Source organism: Haemophilus influenzae, from assembly GCF_001457655.1.
Taxonomy (GTDB): Bacteria; Pseudomonadota; Gammaproteobacteria; order Enterobacterales; family Pasteurellaceae; genus Haemophilus; species Haemophilus influenzae.
This window is the reverse complement of the sequence record NZ_LN831035.1, coordinates 1,615,024-1,636,188: the sequence shown is the minus strand read 5'-3', so window position 1 is coordinate 1,636,188 and position 21,165 is coordinate 1,615,024. Positions and strand designations below refer to the sequence as shown.

The 21,165-nt window shown below is 38.7% G+C and carries 14 protein-coding genes; 8 read left to right on the top strand and 6 right to left on the bottom strand.

Annotation, left to right across the window (positions count from 1 at the left end; all coding sequences use genetic code 11):
- Nucleotides 1-49: 49 nt before the first annotated feature.
- Both AT683_RS09550 and AT683_RS09635 read left to right on the top strand, forming a co-directional pair.
- A complete protein-coding gene (locus tag AT683_RS09550) occupies nucleotides 50-217 on the top strand; it encodes a helix-turn-helix domain-containing protein (protein ID WP_011272467.1) in 168 nt (55 codons plus the stop codon).
- A gap of 398 nt (nucleotides 218-615) precedes the next feature.
- Complete coding sequence (locus tag AT683_RS09635) at nucleotides 616-732, top strand: hypothetical protein (protein ID WP_011272468.1); 117 nt, start codon at nucleotides 616-618, stop codon at nucleotides 730-732.
- Between the two features lie 803 nt (nucleotides 733-1,535).
- Here the strand turns inward: AT683_RS09635 and AT683_RS08050 are convergent.
- The 3 genes from AT683_RS08050 to AT683_RS08040 all read right to left on the bottom strand — a co-directional run bounded on the left by AT683_RS08050 (nucleotide 1,536) and on the right by AT683_RS08040 (nucleotide 9,981).
- Nucleotides 1,536-3,488: a UDP-glucose:protein N-beta-glucosyltransferase gene (locus tag AT683_RS08050; RefSeq protein WP_080390664.1), complete on the bottom strand. Its 1,953-nt coding sequence runs from the start codon at nucleotides 3,486-3,488 to the stop codon at nucleotides 1,536-1,538.
- 215 nt (nucleotides 3,489-3,703) lie between these two features.
- Nucleotides 3,704-5,341 carry a two-partner secretion (TPS) system translocator Hmw1B gene (gene hmw1B, locus AT683_RS08045; RefSeq protein WP_050846043.1) on the bottom strand — a complete coding sequence of 546 codons (1,638 nt, stop codon included), beginning with the start codon at nucleotides 5,339-5,341 and terminating at the stop codon, nucleotides 3,704-3,706.
- A 149-nt stretch (nucleotides 5,342-5,490) separates the two neighbouring features.
- Complete coding sequence (locus AT683_RS08040) at nucleotides 5,491-9,981, bottom strand: two-partner secretion domain-containing protein (RefSeq protein WP_058222226.1); 4,491 nt, start codon at nucleotides 9,979-9,981, stop codon at nucleotides 5,491-5,493.
- A gap of 405 nt (nucleotides 9,982-10,386) precedes the next feature.
- Here AT683_RS08040 and AT683_RS08035 point away from each other — a divergent pair, with 405 nt between their 5' ends.
- From AT683_RS08035 to AT683_RS08010, 6 genes are all read left to right on the top strand, one after another.
- Entirely contained in the window at nucleotides 10,387-11,433 is a 1,047-nt protein-coding gene (locus AT683_RS08035; protein ID WP_005656937.1) for a CYTH domain-containing protein, read from the top strand.
- 231 nt (nucleotides 11,434-11,664) lie between these two features.
- Complete coding sequence (radA, locus tag AT683_RS08030) at nucleotides 11,665-13,041, top strand: DNA repair protein RadA (protein ID WP_048952018.1); 1,377 nt, start codon at nucleotides 11,665-11,667, stop codon at nucleotides 13,039-13,041.
- 79 nt (nucleotides 13,042-13,120) lie between these two features.
- Nucleotides 13,121-13,600, top strand: coding sequence for a leucine-responsive transcriptional regulator Lrp (gene lrp / locus AT683_RS08025; protein ID WP_005664572.1), 480 nt, complete (start codon nucleotides 13,121-13,123; stop codon nucleotides 13,598-13,600).
- Nucleotide 13,601: 1 nt separating this feature from the next.
- Nucleotides 13,602-16,370 (top strand): DNA translocase FtsK, encoded by a 2,769-nt coding sequence (locus AT683_RS08020; RefSeq protein WP_058222225.1) that lies wholly within the window; start codon nucleotides 13,602-13,604, stop codon nucleotides 16,368-16,370.
- Nucleotides 16,371-16,387: 17 nt separating this feature from the next.
- Nucleotides 16,388-17,005 carry an outer membrane lipoprotein periplasmic chaperone LolA gene (gene lolA, locus AT683_RS08015; protein WP_042611209.1) on the top strand — a complete coding sequence of 206 codons (618 nt, stop codon included), beginning with the start codon at nucleotides 16,388-16,390 and terminating at the stop codon, nucleotides 17,003-17,005.
- Nucleotides 17,006-17,065: 60 nt separating this feature from the next.
- Nucleotides 17,066-18,406 (top strand): replication-associated recombination protein A, encoded by a 1,341-nt coding sequence (locus tag AT683_RS08010; RefSeq protein WP_005690069.1) that lies wholly within the window; start codon nucleotides 17,066-17,068, stop codon nucleotides 18,404-18,406.
- A gap of 80 nt (nucleotides 18,407-18,486) precedes the next feature.
- On the opposite strand, the gene aroA is transcribed toward AT683_RS08010, so the two are convergent.
- From aroA to AT683_RS07995, 3 genes are all read right to left on the bottom strand, one after another.
- Complete coding sequence (gene aroA / locus AT683_RS08005) at nucleotides 18,487-19,785, bottom strand: 3-phosphoshikimate 1-carboxyvinyltransferase (protein WP_005656927.1); 1,299 nt, start codon at nucleotides 19,783-19,785, stop codon at nucleotides 18,487-18,489.
- Nucleotides 19,785-20,621, bottom strand: a complete 837-nt coding sequence (gene purU / locus AT683_RS08000) for a formyltetrahydrofolate deformylase (RefSeq protein ID WP_005656925.1) — start codon at nucleotides 20,619-20,621, stop codon at nucleotides 19,785-19,787. The genes aroA and purU overlap by 1 nt, the downstream gene beginning before the upstream one ends.
- A gap of 69 nt (nucleotides 20,622-20,690) precedes the next feature.
- Entirely contained in the window at nucleotides 20,691-21,095 is a 405-nt protein-coding gene (locus AT683_RS07995) for an H-NS histone family protein (protein ID WP_005656923.1), read from the bottom strand.
- Nucleotides 21,096-21,165 lie beyond the last annotated feature (70 nt).

The following is a 21,165-nucleotide window of genomic DNA, read 5'->3' as shown; positions in this document are numbered from 1 at the left end:
CATTTTTCCCGTAAACTCATCATCAAAATACCTAATCCACTGGAGATTGATGATGCCTTGGATAGAGACCGATGCGATGCAACAGCGTGTACTTTTCTTAAAAGCGTGGCTAAGCCAACGCTATACTAAAACTGAACTGTGTCAGCAGTTTAATATTAGCCGTCCAACGGCAGATAAATGGATTAAACGCCACCAACAGCTTGGCTTTGAGGGCTAAACCTCATCATAGCCCTAATGCCACGCCATAATGGATTTATGACTGGCTTATCAGTGAGAAACTTAAACGTCCTCACTGGGGGTGCCAAAAAGCTTTTAGATAGCTTTACTCAGCAATCAGAAGTTTTGCTATTCGCTAACTATTACGGATAATTTCAGTCGCTTTTTATTTTGCTGTAAGGGGTTGCCGAATACAAAATCAGTGCCTGTTATTGCTGAGTTTGAACGTCTTTTTGAGTAATTTGGTCTGCCGTATTCGATTCGTACCGATAACGGCTCACCTTTTGCATCGCAAGCATTAGTGGAATCAGTGAACTTTCTAAATGGTGGATTGGCTTAGGTATTCGTCCTGAACGAATTCAGCTATCACACCCAGAGCAAAACGGACGACACGAGCGAATGCACTGTAGCTTAAAAGCGGCGCTTCAACCTCAAAATAGCTTTGAAGCTCAACAGATATTATTCAACCAATTCTTACGAGAATACAATGAAGAACGTTCACACGAAGGCGTTTGACATATTTATTATCGCTTTTATTTACTGGGCAGTTTTGATGCCAAGGAAATTAAATTTGCCACACTGTGGCATAAATAAGCTAATGAATGTAAACGATGCCTTAGGGAAGATGCAAACTATGTTTGGGTTGTGTATTCCATGCCGTGGTTAGTAATGTTTTGTCAACCAACTTCGACAGTGGCAATCTTGCTGAATCGTTTTCTTCTCACGCGCTACGGGTGTGTTCCGCTCTAATTTGACCGCTTATTTGTACCGCCAAAATTTCTTGGCTACTCCTCGATGCATTTATCGCACCGACTATATCATATTCTTTGCGATATATCTGCGACTTGGGTCATTTTTCGATAGGATGGTAAATGGATGTTTATCATACTACGTAATTTGTAATCCAATCGCCGTCTGAACTCATACCAAGATTGGTCTAATATCGCTCGGTTCAAACTTGATTTCTATTTCACGTTTTTGCCGTGTTTTTCCGCTGTGCCTTTGGCTGATTTAGACATATTCTCTACCTGTAAATCTTCAACATAAATCATCGCGTGTTTTTTTGCTGATTCGGTGTGGGGTTTGATGCAAGTCGTTTTTTTGTGGGTATTGGTGATTTTGTGGTGCAATTTGGTGATTTTAGCCTTTAATTTCTGCCAGTTTTGGCTAAAATCTCTGCCATAAAAGGCAGAGTTTTACGGCGGGAGGCTGATAAACTGTCAGCGCGCGGGAGCGTTATAAATATAAAAGTGCGGTTGATTTTTGAGAGTTTTTTAAAACGCTTTGAAAATTTACCGCACTTTTACTTTAAGAAACCGTTATTTTTTACTCAAGTGCTTTCGTTTCCATTCATTTGTTTTCTTAAGCAGTATTTTACCCAATGGACGAGGGTCGCCTGTAAAAAGCTTTTGTAAGCCGTTGTTTTCTATGATGTAACGACGGAGTTCAAGACGTTCTTGATGGTTTTCAGCCAAACGTAAAGCACATTCAATGTATGTTTCGCGAGTATCGGCTATCAGCCATTCTGGTAGTCCTAAGCGTTTAAACAGACCTTCATCAATATGTTCATGTACTTCATCCCCCGTTTTGCATACACCAACTAAACCTAATGTAACCATATCAATTATGCCGTTTGTATTACCGAAAGGAAACGGATTTAGTAGCATATCGCAATCACGCAATATTGCCAGATAATCGTGATAAGGTGCGTGGGGATGTGCGGTGGCATCGTCGCCTAAATAGCTTTCGATGAACCATTTGACATAAGGGTGTGTCAAGCCTGTTGATTGTCCAAGTGCGAAATGAAAATGTATTTTGACTTTAGCTTTATCCCTGATTTCTTGCAATGTTACCAAAAATTCAGGGTTTAATTTCATGGTGGTAGCAGCAATACCGATATTGACTACTTCGGGATTTTCTCTTAGTACATAATCCACTTTTTGTGGGGCGAGCGCAGATGGTACATAAGGTAGGGCATCTTTGGGCAAGCGTAAAAGGGTTTCGCTGAAACAATCTTCACTGCCCACATAATCATCTTCTACGATGACATAATCAATAAATTCAGAGTGCGTAGTGGCAGGATGACCCAAGGCTACAGCTTGAATAGGGGCAAGCCGAGTGTTGCTCACAAAAATCGTGGTAATATCCATGCCAATGCTTGGCATATAGAACACTGCGGGTTGGAAAGTTTCGCACTGTTTACGGATAAAAAACAGTCTCTCCATTATATTATTGCTACTGATTTCAAAGAACTCGTCAAACACTTCTCGACCTATGTTATCAACGCCCTCATGGCCTAAGCCGACTAAATAGAATTTTTCTCGAGCAGCAATCATTGAAGTTGAATGCGTGCGATAAATCGAATGTCCCGAATTAAAATGTTCAAGCAGTACCATCATCACAGGTTTGCCGTCCTTTTTACCTAAGGTGTAAAGGTAGCGGTCTTGCCATCCTTGCGTGAGGATATGCTTGCGGACAAGTTCGTTTAATGGACGCTTAACATCGTGCTTGTTTTTTGCTAAATCATAACTGCAGTGCATATATACATCATGAAGGATATTTGCAGGCAATTCATCTAAATTAGCAATTTCGGCGAGTTTTTTAGGAAACCACTGTAAAACCACCGCTCTTTTATGAAACGCAGATGCAGTACCAATAAAACGTGAAGATTGCAACGCAAAACACAATGAAGCACAAAGTTGTTGATTCCCTGCCCATAACGCATCTAAACTCATATTGACATTGGATTCGGGTAAGTAAAAAATACAGAATTTAGCAATAGAAGAGTTGTCTGTTGCTAAATGAAAGCCACCTTCGGAATCTGGGTTGATATTATATTTATTGAGAATATGGTCTGCGTTAACGTAGGGGGAAGAGGCAAAAATCAGCGTCAACCAGCGTTGCAGACTAATCATCTTTAACGCCCCTTCTTCAGAAATTGCCAATTCGGGGTCGGAAAAGAGTGTTGTAATTGCATTGGCGAGACGAGTGGCAAAATAAATGAGTAATTTTTCGGGTAGATATGCCAGCTGTGCGGGTGCGTCAAATTCAATATCGTGAACACCTCCAAAATTAGCATCCATTTTTTCCAGAATCACCATTAATTCACGACAAGCAAACTCATAATCTTTTTTTGCGATATGTTGTTCCAAGCGCAATAGGCTAGGTTTGGGTGATTGTTGAAGCATTTGCGGGGAAGTTTGGTTGTTGTTTGATTCCACAAGTGAAACGGTCGTATTTTGTGGAGCGTTTTGCAAATTTTCTTTTGTCATATTATTAAATCCCTTGTATCGAAATCCCCTGTATCGCCATGGCACATGGCATGGAGTATACTTTAGTTTATCATATAAATTGTTTTTTAGCATTGCTTGGTTTGCTTGATATACAGGGGTAAAAACAGGGTTGCGTATAGACTGTAAATTGGCTGGTAAAGCATATAGTTATAAACTGGTAGGCGGAACGCTTACCAGTTGATTAAATTTCAGGGTTAGAAACTGAATGTTAATCTACCCCAGAAGGTTGTAGGTGAGCTTGTGCGTTTTTTGTTGCCATTCAAATTGTCACTATTGGCATTTGCAAAGCGACGAGCAACAAAAGCATCTAGGCTTAAGTTTTGTGTAGGAGAGGTTTTAATGCCTAAACCCGCAGAGGATACTGTGTGCATATCTTCACCGTAAATTTTAGCATTTTCGCTATTATAACGGAACTGACCTGCATCATAAAACGCATAAGGGCTGATTTGAAAGCGGGTGTATTTTGGCATACTTAATTCATTACGCCATACAAGACCGCGCTCACCACTTGCACCGCCGTATTTAAAGCCTCTGACGCCATAAGTACCTGTTACAGAGAATAAATCTATGCTACTTATATCTTGTAGAGTAAACTGACCCGATAATTGACTGCTAAAATGCCAACCTTGAGCAAACTCTTGACTCAACCCTAAACTGGCTGTGCTAATGTGATAGCTGCGATTAAATGTTTCGCCAATGCGCTCCATTCCAAAAGAGCCTGGTAATTTACTCGCGTAATAATGATGAGTTAAATCAATATTAAAGATTGTTTTAGGGGTGAATTGGATATGCCCATCAATGCCTGCACTTACGCCTGATACTGCAAATTTTTTCTTCGTTGCACCCAGGGTGTTTAACTCGGATGTTTGATTAATATGGCGGTAGTTGTAGCCTAAATTAATTTTAAACTGGTCTTCCATACCAAGGTTAAATGTTGGGAGGTAATAACTCCATTTCAGATTTGCAGAGATAGATTGACCTTTTGATAATTTACGATTAATCGCACTTGGTAAGCCGTCGATATCATTAGAATCAGCATAACTCATGCTGGTATAAAGGCTTAAGGATTGATGTTTGTCATAAAACGGATAAGTATATCCCACGCCTACCGCATAAGATTTTGATGGTGCTTTCACATTGGTTAATGCGTTTAGGTTTAATACATCATCATGTCCAGTTAAATTGGCATTAACAAAACCTAAACTCACACGTTGATAGTTAAACTCCCTTGCACCGAAATTATCATAAGAAATAAAGCTACGCGTTTTACCAAAAGGCGAGAAGCCCGCAATTATCAAATTAGAGGTTTTGTTTTTAGGGTTTAGTTCGTAATGTACACGGGTAACCTTAAGCGGATTTTCTTTTGCCATATTAAATTCACGCAAATCGAACCACTGACGACCATCTTCATACACTTTTCCTTGTTTCAAAGATGGCAGGCTGCGAGCGATATTTTCTTCACTATAACCCTTGCTCGCCTTATAAAAAACTTGGCTTTCTGCGACTGATTTCGAGACCAGTTCAAATATAATATTGCCATCCGTAATGGTTTGTTGCGGCAATATCACATCAAATTTATTTGGCTCAATCTTATCTAGCACGGCTTGTAATTCAAGCTGTGCTGTTTTTAGGTTTGTTAAAGTTTGTGTACCCTGGTATTTGGATAAGGATTTTGCTACAGACAGTTGGGCGTCTTCACTTAAAGTTTCAAGTGCACCAGATAACTGAAAGCCTTTTACTAAAAACGCTTCTTCTGCATACAATGATGAAGAAGCCAGGCCAAGCAATACTGATATTGCACTGAGTTTTAATCTGCTTTTTATATTTTTCATAATAATAACCTGTTAAAAATACTTTATTGTATTCTCCGTAATTTTTTACAAGATGGGTAAAGCCCGTACTGAACTTTAACCCACACAGTAAATAATACGAAAATAAAATGACTTCATTGCAGGATGAAATCTACCTTGTCAATTACTGACTACTGCTGTCCATCGTCAGCAACATTGGTACATACTGCTGCGCCATTACCACTTGAGAAACACGCCTTACCTTCAGAAATTGTCACTTGACTTGATGGTCTGGTTGTAAACTCATTTTGTGTGTTAACCGTAATGGTATTATTTGGTTCAATAAAACGTACAGCACTTACACCAAGTTTAGCTAATGTTTCTCTTTCTTCATCAGATAAATCTTTCACTTTCTCAAGGACGCGTTTCGCTTCAATTACTTCTTCTACACTTGCTACACCTGGCTGGATATATTTCACCTCAATTTCAGTACCTTTTAACACTACGGTGTTTCTACCATTTTTCGAAATGATATTTAATCCATTTACTGTACTTAAATCCCCGGTGATATTCACATTACTTGAGGTTACCGCAGTCACACTACCAGAGCCACTTGCGTTAGTTGCATTTACTACTGTGTGGTCACCTGATGCCGCGCCGTTCAACTTAGCATCTTTTGCATTAATAACCAAGGTACCACTGGCTGCGTTAATGTTTGAACCTTCTACAGTAGTTAAAGTGCCTGTGGTATTTAATGTCACATTGGCGGCATTGATGCTTCCTGCGATACTGCCATCCTTGGCTGTAAGAGTTGTCTGGCCATTGTTTGAGGTAATGCTAGAGCTTGCTTGGGTGGTTAATTTGCCCTTATCTGCAGTGATGGTAACAGCATTGCCTGAAACATTACTTACATTAAGCGTGTCGCCGCTTGCTGTAATCTCTACATCGCCGGAATTAGATTTAACCTCACCCTTAATATCACCTGTTTGGGTTGTAATACTTGCTTTACCGGTTGTTGCACTGATAGTTGTGCCTTCGGTGGTTGTCACAGCGCCCGAGCTTGCTGTTACTGTTACATTTTGACCTGTGACGTTACTTACCTTAAGCGTGTCGCCGTTTGCTGTAATATTTACATTACCGGAAGTGGATTTGACTTCACCTTTAATATCACCTGTTTTGGCTGTCACTTCTACGTTACCAGTGGTTGCATTAATGGTTGCATCCGCTTTGGTGGTAAGTTTTTCTGACGCGGTGATATTTACTGTTTTGTTAGAAGTAATGTTGTTTTTTACTTCTACATTTTTCGCGGCAATAGTTAAGCCGGCATTATTGCCACTGCCGTCTCCAGTGTTGTCAGTATTACCAGATGTTTCCACTTTGCTATTTAGTGTCACATTATGGTCGCCAGCAGAGATTTTTGAATCTTTAACCTGGTTAAAGGTTACTTTTTTGGCATTAGTACCATCAGCACTATTGGTGTTACCAATAGTTAAATCACTACCATCTTTAGCTGTAATCTCTGCTTTATTGAAACCTGAAATATTTAGGTCTTGCGTTAATTTCAATTCTTTGGTTTTAATGGTTAGATTGGCATTGTTTGTCGCGTCTGAATCGGAATTCTCCCCATCAACACCTGCTTTGATTGTTATCTGATTGGTAATATTGATTTTATCGGAAGAAATCGTGAGATTGCCTTCTTTTTGCGAGATATTGCCGCCAATTTGGATTTCAGCATTCTTATTACTGTCTGTAATATTTAAGCTTCCTTTATTGTTGATTATATCTCCGCCGATGATGCTTCTTTGGTTGTGTTTAGCGTGAGTGGTAATGTTTAAATCACCATCATTGGTAACATTGCCAAGTTTTACCACTCCTTGAGATATATTGATTTTAGAGTCGCCGTTATTGATAAAGGTGCCGGTGATGTTCAAGTTGTCTTGGGTTTCCCCTTTAAATTTAGCATTTTCTTTAACGGAAAGGTTGCCGTTAATATTTGCACTTGCACCGATTAAACTTAAATTCCCTTCAATAGATACATTGCCAAGGGTTAGTTGTTTGTTTCGACCGTTACCATTATAAGCTCGCAAGGTAACATTTGCTGCCTGAGAGATATTGATATTACCTGTAATGGTACTGCTTGAATCTTGCCCGCCAAGGGTAACATTGCCACCTAAGATGGATATATTGTGAGTTGATTTAATGGCGTCGTGGTTAAAGCCATTACCATTAAAGGTATCCGAGTATTGCCCAAGTTCAAAAAATGAACCGGTTGCATTTATGGTTAAATCTTTACTGATATTAAAGGCTTCCTGGCCGCGAATGGAAGAATTAAAAGTAAGGTTTGAGCCATCAGAAACATTAATGCTAGACATTCCTATCCCCACTGATCTGCCGGAGTAATTGGAGGTTATACAAAAAAGGACTTTCCCTCCTCCATCGACTGAGATATTAGAGTTAAACTGAATCGGGAGTTGATTTGCATGATTTGTATCATTTTTTGCCTTGAATGAAAAATTAGCCACTGAGCCTTGTTTAACTGTGAAATTTGTGTGACCGGTAGGTGAGCGAAAGATTACACCTCCACCTTTGCGGTATCTGGAAGTCTCTCGGCCATGATTGTTATTTAACGCAAACTTGGTAAATGAGAATGCTGACTTCTCTTTTACGGTAAGATGGCTGACATTCCAATAAGATTCATCGGATACCTTCCAAAAAGACAGGTTTTTAGGTGTGGTTTGATTAACATGTACTCTCCCTGAAATAATAAGCTCCCCATCAAATCTGTGAGAAGTGTTAGGCTGAATTGAAACAAAATTTAAACCTATACCCGTCCCATTAATAGATACATTATTAAGTCTGAGTTGTTTTTGATTGCCAGTATTGGTTATAGTTCCCTGCGCGGTGATTTGAGCGCTTGATGCGTTGCGGGCTTTTTCTGCACCGTTTCCCTCAAAGGCTATGGATCCTTTAGCTGTAATATTCAAGGTGCCTGTGCCAAGCGTAATATTTTTGTGAACATCAACCCATCCGCCGGATTGAATGGTTAAGTTTCCGCCATTAGAGGTAATGTCTTCTTTAATCTTAACACCGCCGTTATTCTTGCCTTCACTATGAAGGATTAAGTGGGAGCTGTCTCCAATGTTAATTGAGCTGTTAACGGTAATATTTTTCTTGGCTGTTATATTCATTACCCAGGTGCCGCTTTTCAGATAATTTGAAATGGTTTCATTGGTTAATACTGTCGGCTGTTCGCCGTTTGTTTTAGGGCTTTCCTTTGTGCCCGAACCGTCCGGGAATTCACTATCTATACTGGCATTACCGCGAGAAGAGGAAGAGGCTTCAATTGTTACATTATCAGGGTCTAGCAACCACTCTTTTGTTTTAACAATTGCATTGCTGTCAATGGATAAATAATGCCCCGATGTCTCCACAAAACCACCGGTTTTAGCGATATCACCACTACCTTGAGCGTTAATATTGCCGTCAATTAACGCAATATCGCCCCATACAATAGCACGCCCGCCTTTTTCTTTGCCTGATACATTAATTGTTGAGCCTTTTTCTAAAGAGGTTTTCTTTGCTAATTGAATGCCGTTTTTACCTTCGCCGCGCTCGTCACCGCCAAGATAAGTTTCTCCTCCTTCTTTACCTGAAAGGTCGATAACTGCACCTGTTTTTAATGTGACTTTGTCGCCTGTAATCATCAACTTACCACCTTTGGCTTGTTGATTTTGAGCGGAAATCACACCGCCAATCTCCGCTTCACCTTCTTTGGCGGAAAGAACAATGTTACCGCTTTTATCTTTACTTACAGAATCAGCAGAAAGTTTACCTTTATTGCGAATATTGGCAGCACGGACATTGATATTACCGCCTTTAGCAAAGATATCACCTAAATTGATTGCTTCATTTTCAGGTGCAGCAATGCTGTAAGTAATGGTTGGGTTTATTATATCGCTGATGGTAATTTTTTGCCCTGCAAGTAAAGAAATGCTACCGCCATTTACGCTAATTACACCCTCATTTTTTACTTTGCCACCAATAAGGTTTACGCTACCGTCTTTACCAACGGTAATTAAACCGTGATTCACAATTTCAGCGAGCGCTTTATCCTTGGTTTGCTCAAGGGTGAAATTACGCGCCTTGATGTTTTCGTTGGAAATGTCTAGCGTAGAAGCAGTAAAGCCATTGGTGTTAATAATTGCGTCTTTACCTATTGTGATACCATTTGGGTTGATTAAAAAGACCTGTCCGTTAGAATCTAAAATCCCTTTTAATTGGGAGATTTGGTCAGATGTAACACGGTTGAATACGGCAGAGTTGTTGCTTTCTTGTAAAAACTGCACCATTTCATTTTGGTCAATGTTAAATTGTTTCCAGTTAATAATTGCATTGACGCTATTACGGATGGTGGTTTTATTGCCGTCTACTTGCATAGTGGCTGTGCCGTGTACTACATCCATTCCTTGCAAGCCGCTTGCTAAAACAGATTGTGGAATAGATGTTACACCTAAAGATAGTAACATAGCGGAAAGTGGCTTTAACGCTAAGTGGCGTACTTTCGTACGAACAGGTTTTTCACTGCCTTTTTCTGTGGAATGGTCACAACCCCGTGTCAATTCAGACACAGCAACCAAAGCATTCAGGCGTTTGCTGAATTTGAGACGATATATCTTGTTCATATTTTCTCCTAAGGTTAGTTGAACAATTAAATTACTTTATCATTTGCGTTCATTCAGCCCCCTCTTCATTCTTGCCCCTCCCTCCCTTCCCTCGGTTCATCATTTCATGTGAAAGATGAAAGATGAAAGATGAAAGATGAAAGATGAAAGATGAAAGATGAAAGATGAAAGATGAAAGATGAAAGATGAAAGATGAAAGATGAAAGATGAAAGATGAAAGATGAAAGATGAAAGATGAAAGATGAAAGATTATACCATTTTATATGGCGGATTTATACTATTTTTTTAAAATATTTGCATATAGATTGCAAAGAAGCTGTTGTAATTGTTGTTTGTCATCACAAAAATCTTGATTTATTTTTATTGTATTGTATATTCAAACAGTTAATTTGAGTAAGGAATATTATGCTACAAGAAATTGAATTAAAATTGGCGATTTCGCCACAAATAGGTATTGAATTGCCACAATATCTTGCAAAATTTACGATTTTAGAACATCAAAATTTATTTTTGGGCAACACCTATTATGATTATCCCGATCATTTTCTTGCTAAACAAAAAATGGGATTACGTATTCGCCAAGAAGAGCAAGAACTTACATTAACGCTTAAAACCAACGGTAAAGTTGTTGGTGGATTGCATAGTCGTCCAGAATATAATTTACTATTAACCGAAAAAGAAACGCCAACCAATGCCCAATTAAGAGAGCTTTATCCTTTTGAACAATTACCTCGTTCTTCACTACAACCTATTTTCTCCACAGATTTTAACCGCACTTTTTGGTTAGTTGAATTTCAACAATCCAAAATTGAAGTGGCGTTCGATCAAGGCAAAATTATTGCAGGCGAATCTGAGCAACCGATTTGTGAAATTGAGTTTGAATTGAAATCTGGCAACGTGCAGGATCTTTTTGATTTTGTAGAAACCTTGCCTTTTGAAAGGGATATTTATTTTAATAGTGGAAGTAAAGCGAAGCGAGGTTATTTGCTGGGCTCAAAACAATTTTTAACAGATTGGTTAAATAAATGGCGTGATTTCTTAAAAGAAGAACGAGAAGAAAGTGCGGTAGATTTTTGTGTAAAATTTAATTCCGTGTTGAAAATGGAACAGAAACTTTTGGAAGAAACCTTATCCTTTTCTCCCGCACTTTTTAGCCAAGATTTTATGAAAACAGTGGAGCGAGTTGGGGCATTTTTTAATCTTTATCATTATTATGATGAAAATGGAAAAATCTTAGAAGCGGTGGCAACAGAGAAACAAAAAGAAACGCTATTGCTAGCTTTGTTAGAAAGCAATCAGAAAATCTTTGCTGAAATTCGTGACTTGATTCGTTTTCATAGTGAAACCAAAGACAATGAAAAAACTATTGAAAAATTGACCGCACTTTTGAAAAGTCGAGTTTATTTTAAGCGAATGATCAAATTAATGGAATTATCTTATGACCTAGGGTAGGTATACCCTAGGCTAGTCTCAGTGCTACCCGTTGGGGTAGTTTGATGTTCCCCAAAGGGGAAGCATTATAATCATAATTAATTGAGGAGATTTAATGTAACCTAGGGTAGGTATACCCTAGGCTAATCTCAGTGTTACCCCGTTGGGGTAGTTTGATGTTCCCCAGATGGAACTACTATAAACATAAATTAACTGTGGGTATACTTACCCACGGCAAATACGGAGAATGAAATGGCTAAAGCCCCGAAAACAGCTTATGTATGTAACGATTGTGGTGCAGAGTTTTCTCGTTGGCAAGGGCAATGTTCGGCTTGTAAAGCGTGGAATACAATCACGGAAGTGCGGTTAATTTCCACGGCAAAATCAAAAAATGATCGTTTTAGTGGCTATGCGGGGGAAACTCAGGCAAAAATTCAAACCCTTTCTGAAATTAGTTTGCAAGAAACACCACGTTTTTCCAGTGGCTTTAATGAATTAGATCGGGTATTGGGCGGCGGGATCGTACCGGGCAGTGCGATTTTAATTGGTGGGCATCCTGGAGCAGGGAAAAGTACCTTGTTATTACAAGTTATGTGTGGTTTGGCGAAAAATATGACCGCACTTTATGTGACGGGAGAGGAATCGTTACAACAGGTTGCGATGCGTGCTAGTCGATTGGGATTGCCAAACGATCAATTAAAAATGTTGTCAGAAACCTCTGTGGAACAGATTTGTAATTTGTCGGATCAGTTAAAACCGCAAATTATAGTGGTAGACTCGATCCAAGTAATGCATCTGGCGGATATTCAATCATCGCCAGGCAGTGTGGCACAAGTGCGTGAATGTGCTTCTTTCCTCACTCGTTATGCGAAAACCCGACAAGTCGCCATTATTATGGTGGGGCATGTAACGAAAGACGGTACGCTTGCAGGGCCGAAAGTGTTAGAGCATGCTATTGATTGTTCATTACTATTAGAAGGCGAAGCCGATTCTCGTTATCGTACTTTGCGTAGCCATAAAAACCGTTTTGGTGCAGTCAATGAATTAGGTGTATTTGGAATGACAGAGCAGGGTTTGCGCGAAGTGAAAAATCCATCGGCGATTTTTTTAAGTCGCGGAGATGAAATTACGTCAGGCAGTTCTGTTATGGTACTTTGGGAGGGTACTCGCCCTCTTTTAGTGGAAATTCAAGCCTTGGTGGATCATTCAATGCTGGCAAATCCTCGCCGTGTTGCGGTGGGATTAGAGCAAAATCGCTTAGCGCTATTACTGGCGGTTTTACATAGACACGGAGGTTTGCAAATGGCGGATCAAGATGTTTTTGTAAATGTGGTTGGTGGTGTAAAAGTCAGTGAAACCAGTGCGGATTTAGCTTTGTTGCTTGCATTAATTTCAAGTTTCCGTAATCGCCCTTTGCCGCAAGATTTAGTGATTTTTGGCGAAGTTGGATTAGCGGGAGAAATTCGTCCTGTGCCAAGTGGACAGGAACGTATTAGCGAGGCTGCAAAACACGGTTTTAAACGTGCTATTGTTCCTTTTGGTAACAAGCCGAAAAGTGCGGTCGAAAATATGCAGGTTTTTACTGTGAAAAAACTCACGGATGCGCTCGCTGTGTTAGATAATTTGTAAAAAAATCATTGCCTACTGAAAATGAAAGGAAAATTCTGTAGAATAGTTGTTCCTTTTTATGTGCAAAGAAATAAAGAAAATGGAAAAAAAACGAAATAAAGCATTGGATGCGATAGATATAAAAATTCTGAATGAATTACAACGCAACGGTAAGATTTCCAATATCGATTTGTCGAAAAAAGTGGGGCTTTCGCCAACGCCTTGTTTAGAACGAGTTAAACGTTTGGAAAAACAAGGTGTGATTATGGGGTATCGCGCACTGTTAAATCCAGAATTATTGGATGCGCCATTGTTAGTGATTGTTGAAATTACATTAGTACGGGGTAAGCCCGATGTGTTTGAAGAATTTAATGCAGCGATTCAAGCGTTGGAAGAAATTCAAGAATGCCATTTGGTATCGGGCGATTTTGATTATTTATTAAAAACTCGTGTGGCAGATATGGCGGAATACCGAAAATTGCTAGGCACGACATTATTACGTTTACCAGGTGTAAATGACACTCGCACTTATGTTGTGATGGAAGAAGTAAAACAAACCAATTTCCTTGTATTGAAATAATATGATTAAACAAATTACAGAACGATTTACGCCAAGACAATATTTAGCGGAATTTTTGCTGGGATTAACCGCACTTTTTGGACTTTATTTGATTGTTGCTTGGTCAAGTTATACGCCCCTTGATAATTCTTGGGCAACCGCCAGTGCGTATGGAAACACAATTAATAAAGTCGGTTCATTTGGGGCGTGGATAATCGATCTTTTTTTTGTTTTTTTAGGTTATGTTGCCCATATTATTCCTTTCATCGCTTTTCTCGTGCCTATTTATTTATTGAAAACAAAAGCAGTTAAACAGCTTTCCTGTACTCGAATTATTTTACGTAGTTTTGGCTTTACCATGCTGATTATTGGGCTTTGTGTAGTGAGTATGTTGCTTTTATCAAGTAATACTTTTTATTTGAGTGGCGGCGTATTGGGCGGATCGCTTGTTGTAAATTGGTTTTATCCTGTATTAGGTAAATTTGGTTCAATTTTAATTGGTTTTGTGCTTGCTTTAATTGGTTTTATTTTTTGTTCTGGCACATCATTAATTCGATTAATTGTTGCATTTTATCATTGGCTAACAATGAAAAATGAGCAATCAGAAAATGCAGAGCAAGAAAAATCAATGGAAGAATTAGAGCAAATTGTGATTGTAAAATCAGATCGTTCAGAAACAGAAAATCTAGATCAAAATCATCTCAATGTAGAACAAAATAGTGAAATAGAAACAGTAAAGCCATCCTTAGAAGTAGAAAATATTTCAATTGGCGAATCTTCATCACATTTAATTAATATTAGCGGGTTAAATCCAGAGGTTTCTATAAAATCAGAATATGAACTTGCGAACGAAGAGAATGAAAAACCGCAATTTTCTTTTGGGTTTGATTCTGAAAGCTTGCCTAGTGTGAATTTATCGAGTGATTCAGATGAACAAAGGGTAAGCAAAAATGATTTTGTCGCAGTTTGGAATAAGCCTGTAAAAACAGTTGTTCAAGAAGATTTAGCAATTAATCAAAGTGCGGATGATTTTACTCAAGTTTCTTTGCTAACAAAAGATGAAATGCCAACAGTTTTATTAAGACCCAGTCATGAATCTTTGAATACTGAAATGGTAGATAATCATTTTGCTACTCAAGTTGATGAAAAGGTAGATTTAGAAAAAGATGGAGTGAAATTTAACGTATCCTTACAGGATGATATGGAAGCCGTTCAATTAGACAAAAATCAAGAGCCTAATTATAAAGGTTATAGCGGTAGCTTGATTCATCCTGCATTTCAACAGCAAACAACAAAACGTGAAAAACCGAGTACACCATTACCTAGTTTGGATTTGCTTTTAAAATATCCGCCAAATGAACAACGCATTACACCAGATGAAATAATGGAAACCTCACAGCGTATTGAACAACAATTACGCAATTTTAATGTAAAAGCCAGCGTAAAAGATGTGCTTGTTGGCCCTGTTGTTACGCGTTATGAATTAGAATTACAACCTGGGGTGAAAGCGTCAAAAGTCACGAGCATCGATACCGATTTAGCAAGAGCATTGATGTTTCGTTCTATTCGTGTGGCAGAGGTTATTCCAGGTAAACCTTATATTGGTATTGAAACCCCAAATCTTCATCGTCAAATGGTGCCATTACGTGATGTATTAGATAGCAATGAATTCCGTGATAGCAAGGCAACTTTACCTATTGCTTTAGGTAAAGATATTAGTGGCAAACCAGTCATTGTTGATTTAGCAAAAATGCCACATTTATTGGTAGCAGGTTCAACGGGATCAGGTAAGTCTGTTGGTGTGAATACGATGATTCTAAGTTTACTTTATCGTGTTCAACCAGAAGATGTGAAATTTATTATGATTGATCCTAAAGTCGTCGAACTTTCTGTTTATAATGATATTCCGCATTTACTGACACCAGTTGTAACGGATATGAAAAAAGCCGCTAATGCGTTGCGTTGGTGCGTAGATGAAATGGAACGTCGTTATCAGTTGCTTTCAGCTTTACGCGTACGAAACATTGAAGGCTTTAATGAAAAAATTGATGAATACGAAGCAATGGGAATGCCTGTGCCAAATCCAATTTGGCGACCGAGCGATACGATGGATGCAATGCCACCAGCGTTGAAAAAATTGAGTTATATTGTGGTTATTGTCGATGAGTTTGCTGATTTAATGATGGTAGCGGGTAAGCAAATCGAAGAACTGATTGCACGGTTGGCACAAAAAGCACGAGCTATTGGTATCCATTTAATTTTAGCCACACAACGCCCCTCTGTGGATGTGATTACTGGTTTAATTAAAGCAAATATTCCAAGTCGCATTGCCTTTACGGTGGCAAGTAAAATTGACTCACGTACTATTCTTGATCAAGGTGGTGCTGAGGCTCTTTTAGGTCGTGGAGATATGCTTTATTCTGGACAAGGTTCATCTGATTTAATCCGCGTACATGGAGCCTATATGAGTGATGATGAAGTCATCAATATTGCCGATGATTGGCGAGCACGCGGTAAACCTGATTATATTGATGGCATTTTAGAAAGTGCAGACGATGAGGAAAGTTCAGAAAAAGGGATATCAAGCGGTGGGGAATTAGATCCACTCTTTGATGAAGTAATGGATTTTGTTATTAATACTGGTACAACTTCAGTATCTTCTATTCAACGTAAATTCAGCGTGGGTTTTAACCGAGCAGCGCGTATTATGGATCAAATGGAAGAACAAGGAATTGTCAGCCCAATGCAAAATGGTAAGCGTGAGATTTTATCGCATCGTCCAGAATACTAATTTAAAAGAAAAGTAAAATGAAAAAAACAACCTTAAAATTTGCCGCACTTACCTTACTTGGTTTGAGTAATTTGGCATTGGCTGATGCGGCAAGTGAATTACAAATGCGTTTAGCTAAAGTCGATGTATTAAGTGCAGAATTTGTGCAAACAGTGACTTCTGGAAGTGGAAAAAATGTTCAACAAGGAAGTGGCAAACTTCAAATTAAACGCCCAAATTTATTCCGTATGGAGACTAAAACCCCTCAAGAAACCCAGATTATTTCTGATGGTAAAACCTTATGGTTCTACGATCCATTTGTGCAACAAGTGACCGCACAATGGGTAAAAGATGCGGTCAATAATACTCCTTTTGTTTTGCTTACCAGCAATGATCATAGCCATTGGCATCAATATACGGTGACACAACAAGCGGATACCTTTGTGTTAAAACCAACCTTATCCACAAGCAACATTAAGCAATTTGATATTCGCGTTGATGTTAATGGAATATTGCGAAATTTCAGCACGACAGAGAAAGATGGTCAAACCAATCTTTATGTTTTACGTAATATTACTAATCAAACCTTGTCTGATAGCTTGTTCCAATTCAAGCCAGAAAAAGGCATTGAAGTTGATGATCAACGCAAAAAATAATGAATGATTATTTGAAATAAGGGCGTAGAAATACGCCCTTCAATTTTGTGAGAAATAAAAATGTCTAACCTCAATTTTGATTTTGCCGAAAATGATTTTCGCCCACTGGCGGCCAAGATGCGTCCAACGAGTCTAGAACAATATTTTGGGCAAAGCCATTTAATTGGCGAGGGCAAGCCACTGCGAAAAGCTATCCAAGCTGGCCATATTCATTCAATGATTTTGTGGGGCCCACCAGGTACGGGGAAAACAACCCTTGCAGAAATCATAGCACAACGTATTAATGCGGAAGTAGAGCGAATTTCTGCGGTGACGAGTGGCATCAAAGAAATTCGTGAAGCGATTGATCGTGCAAAACAAAATCGTCTTGCGGATCGTAAAACTATCTTATTTGTGGATGAAGTCCATCGTTTTAATAAAAGCCAGCAAGATGCATTTTTACCACACATTGAAGACGGAACCGTTATTTTCATTGGGGCGACAACAGAAAATCCCTCTTTTGAGCTAAATAATGCATTGCTTTCTCGTGCCCGCGTGTATGTGCTGAAATCACTCACAACGGCTGAAATTGAACAAGTTTTGCAGCAAGCTGTAGAAGATCCTGAACGAGGATTGGGTAAAGAGCGGCTAATTTTAGAAGAGAATTTACTGCAAGTGCTTGCCGAATATGTTAATGGGGATGCTCGATTAGCCTTGAATTGTCTCGAATTAATGGTGGATATGGCAGATGAAACTGAAAATGGAAAGAAAATTGACCGCACTTTATTAAAAGAAGTCTTAGGTGAACGCCAAGCGAGATTTGATAAACAAGGCGATCGTTTCTATGATTTAATTTCTGCGCTACATAAATCTGTCCGAGGTTCTGCTCCAGATGCTGCGCTGTATTGGTATGCAAGAATTTTAACGGCAGGTGGCGATCCTCTATATGTCGCGCGTCGATTACTTGCCATTGCTTCAGAAGATGTGGGAAATGCAGATCCTCGTGCTATGCAAGTTGCATTGGCTGCTTGGGATTGCTTTACTCGAGTGGGGGCTTATGAAGGGGAGCGTGCCATTGCCCAAGCCATCATTTATCTTGCGGTTGCTCCAAAAAGTAATGCAGTTTATACGGCGTTTAATACTGCAAAACAGCAAGCGAAAGATTTACCCGATTACGATGTTCCCCCACATTTACGCAATGCGCCGACTAATTTAATGAAAGAGCTTGGCTATAGTGCTGAATATCGTTATGCCCACGATGAACCTAACGCTTATGCGGCAGGCGAAAATTATTTCCCACCTGAATTAAAAGACACTCAATATTATTTTCCGACAAATAGAGGTATGGAAATTCAGATTAAGGAAAAACTAGAACGGTTACGTGAGCAAGATAAAAGTGCGGTGAAAAAACGGTATAAATAATCTTTATTTAGGATTTTTTAAAATGGAATGAAAGTGCGGTCAATTTTGAAAACTTTTTTGAAATTGACCGCATTTTTTACTTAATCTCTTAAACAAATCTTTTCAAATTCATTGAAGAATGTTGGAAAGGTTTTTGCAGTACATTTTGGATCTAAAATTGTCACAGGTGTATTGGACAGAGCGATTAGAGAAAAACACATTGCCATACGGTGATCGTTATAGGTCTTAATATTGGCGTGTTTAAATTGATTGAGTGCAAGCGGTTGAATACGAATAAAATCTTCGCCTTCTTCGACTTCTGCACCGACTTTACGGAGTTCAGTTGCCATAGCCGTTAAACGATCTGTTTCTTTCACACGCCAGTTATAAATATTGCGAATGACGGTTTCGCCGTTGGCAAAAAGAGCAGTGGTCGCAATCGTCATTGCGGCATCTGGAATGTGGTTCATATCCATATCAATACTATTTAATTCAGCTTGTTCGGCTTGGATAAAATCCTCTCCCCAAGTGATTTTTGCCCCCATTTTCTCTAATACATCAGCAAATAAACGATCGCCTTGAATTGAGTTTTTGCCAATGCCTGTTACTTTCACTTTTCCTTTAATGGCACCAGCTGCGAGAAAGTAAGATGCCGATGAGGCATCGCCTTCTACCAAGTATTTATTAGGCGAAATATAGGATTGATTGCCTTTAATGTAGAATTTTTGGTAGTGATGATTTTCAACCTTAACACCAAAATCTCGCATCATTGCAAGGGTAATGTCAATATAGGGTTTAGAGACTAGTTCACCGATAATTTCTATTTCTGTGTCATTTTCTGCAAGTGGTGCAGACATTAAAAGTGCGGTCAAAAATTGAGATGAAATTGAACCATCAATTTTGACTTTTCCACCTTTTATCCCTTTGTTGCGAATTGCGAGCGGAGGATAACCCTCATTCTCTAAGTAGCGAATATCTGCACCCGCTTGGCGTAGCGCATCTACCAAATGAAGAATAGGTCGTTCTTTCATCCGAGGTTCACCCGTTAAGATGATTTCGACTTCGTGGTTTCCTTTTAAGCAAAGTGCTGCGGTTAATGGACGCATTGCAGTCCCAGCATTGCCAAGAAAGAGTGAAAGATTATTCTGCATATTGAATGCTCCGCCTAATCCCTCTATTTCACAAATAGTTTTATCATCAGACAGTTGATAGCGTACGCCCAATGCTTTGAGGGCGTTAAGCATATGTCGAATATCATCGCTATCTAATAAATTGGTTACTTTTGTTGTGCCTTTAGCTAAGGCGGCTAAAAGTAATGCGCGATTCGATAAACTTTTAGAACCTGGTAAATTAATTGTTCCTTCAACCGCACTTATTGGTGCAAGAGTAATTTTTTCCATTACAACACCACCGTTTTATTTTTATAAACAAAAATTCTATCGTGTAAAGCGAGATCAAGGGCGCGACTTAACACGGTTTTTTCCACATCACGGCCAGCACGCATCATCGCTTCTGCATTATAAGTATGATCCACATTAATCACATTTTGCATAATGATTGGGCCTTGATCTAATTCGTTATTAATAAAATGTGCCGTTGCGCCGATAATTTTTACACCGCGTTCATAGGCTTGTTGATAAGGCTTGGCACCAATAAAAGCAGGCAAGAATGAATGATGGATATTAATCACTCGATTTGGATAACGCGCGACAAATTCAGGGTTTAGCACACGCATATATTTAGCGAGAACAATATAATCTGGCGTATATTCATCAATTTTTTCTGCCAGTAATTTGTCGTGTTCTACACGGGTTAAGTTTTCGTGGCTAACTAAATGAAATGGAATATTAAAACGTTCAACAAGTTCACGTAAATTATCGTGATTGCCGATTACGGCTGCAATTTCTACATCAAGCGCACCATAATAATTTTTCATTAAAATATCGCCGAGGCAGTGAGCTTCTTTGGTGACTAAAATTACAATTCGCTTACGTTGGGTGCCAATTAATCGACAATTCGTTTCTTCGGGTAAGCTATATTTTAGATCTTCTAATAAAGTAGCTTCGTTAAAAATACCTTCCAATTCTGTGCGCATAAAGAAATGTTTGGTTTCAAAATCTACAAATTCATTATTATGAAGAATATTTAGTTGATGTTTGTAACAAATATTAGTTATTTTTGCGATTAAGCCTTTATCATCAGGGCAATCAGTGAATAATATTTTTTTTTCAATCATAATGTTGTGTGCTATGTTTAGATAAAAAAATAGAACCCATAAAATAGGTTCTAGTTTCAAATAGAAAAATTAAATTTCGAAATCAGATAATGATTTACCTTTGTTCAACGCATTTTGAATTGGGCGTGGTGTGCGACCTTGACCCGTCCAAGTTTTATGCTCGCCATTTTCATCAATAAACGCATATTTTGCAGGGCGTGGAGCACGTTTTGCTTGAATTGATACAGTTTTTGTGCCAAAAATTTTGTGTAATTCTTCAGGTGTAATACCTTCTTTTTCCATTAATTCTTTATATTTAGCTAAACGCTCTTTTCGCTCTGTCTCTGCTTTAATTAATTCTGCTTCATTAGCACGTTTTTCTTCGATAGCTGTTTGTAATTTTTCTAGGGCATTTTCTGCTTGTTCTAACGTTAATTCACGTACAGCTGCGCGTAAACTACGAAGATTTGTTAAACCTCTTACTAATTCGTTCATAATAAACCTCAATAAATAACATTAAATGTGGGAAAATTTATTTAATAATAGAGAAAATAAAATTTATTGT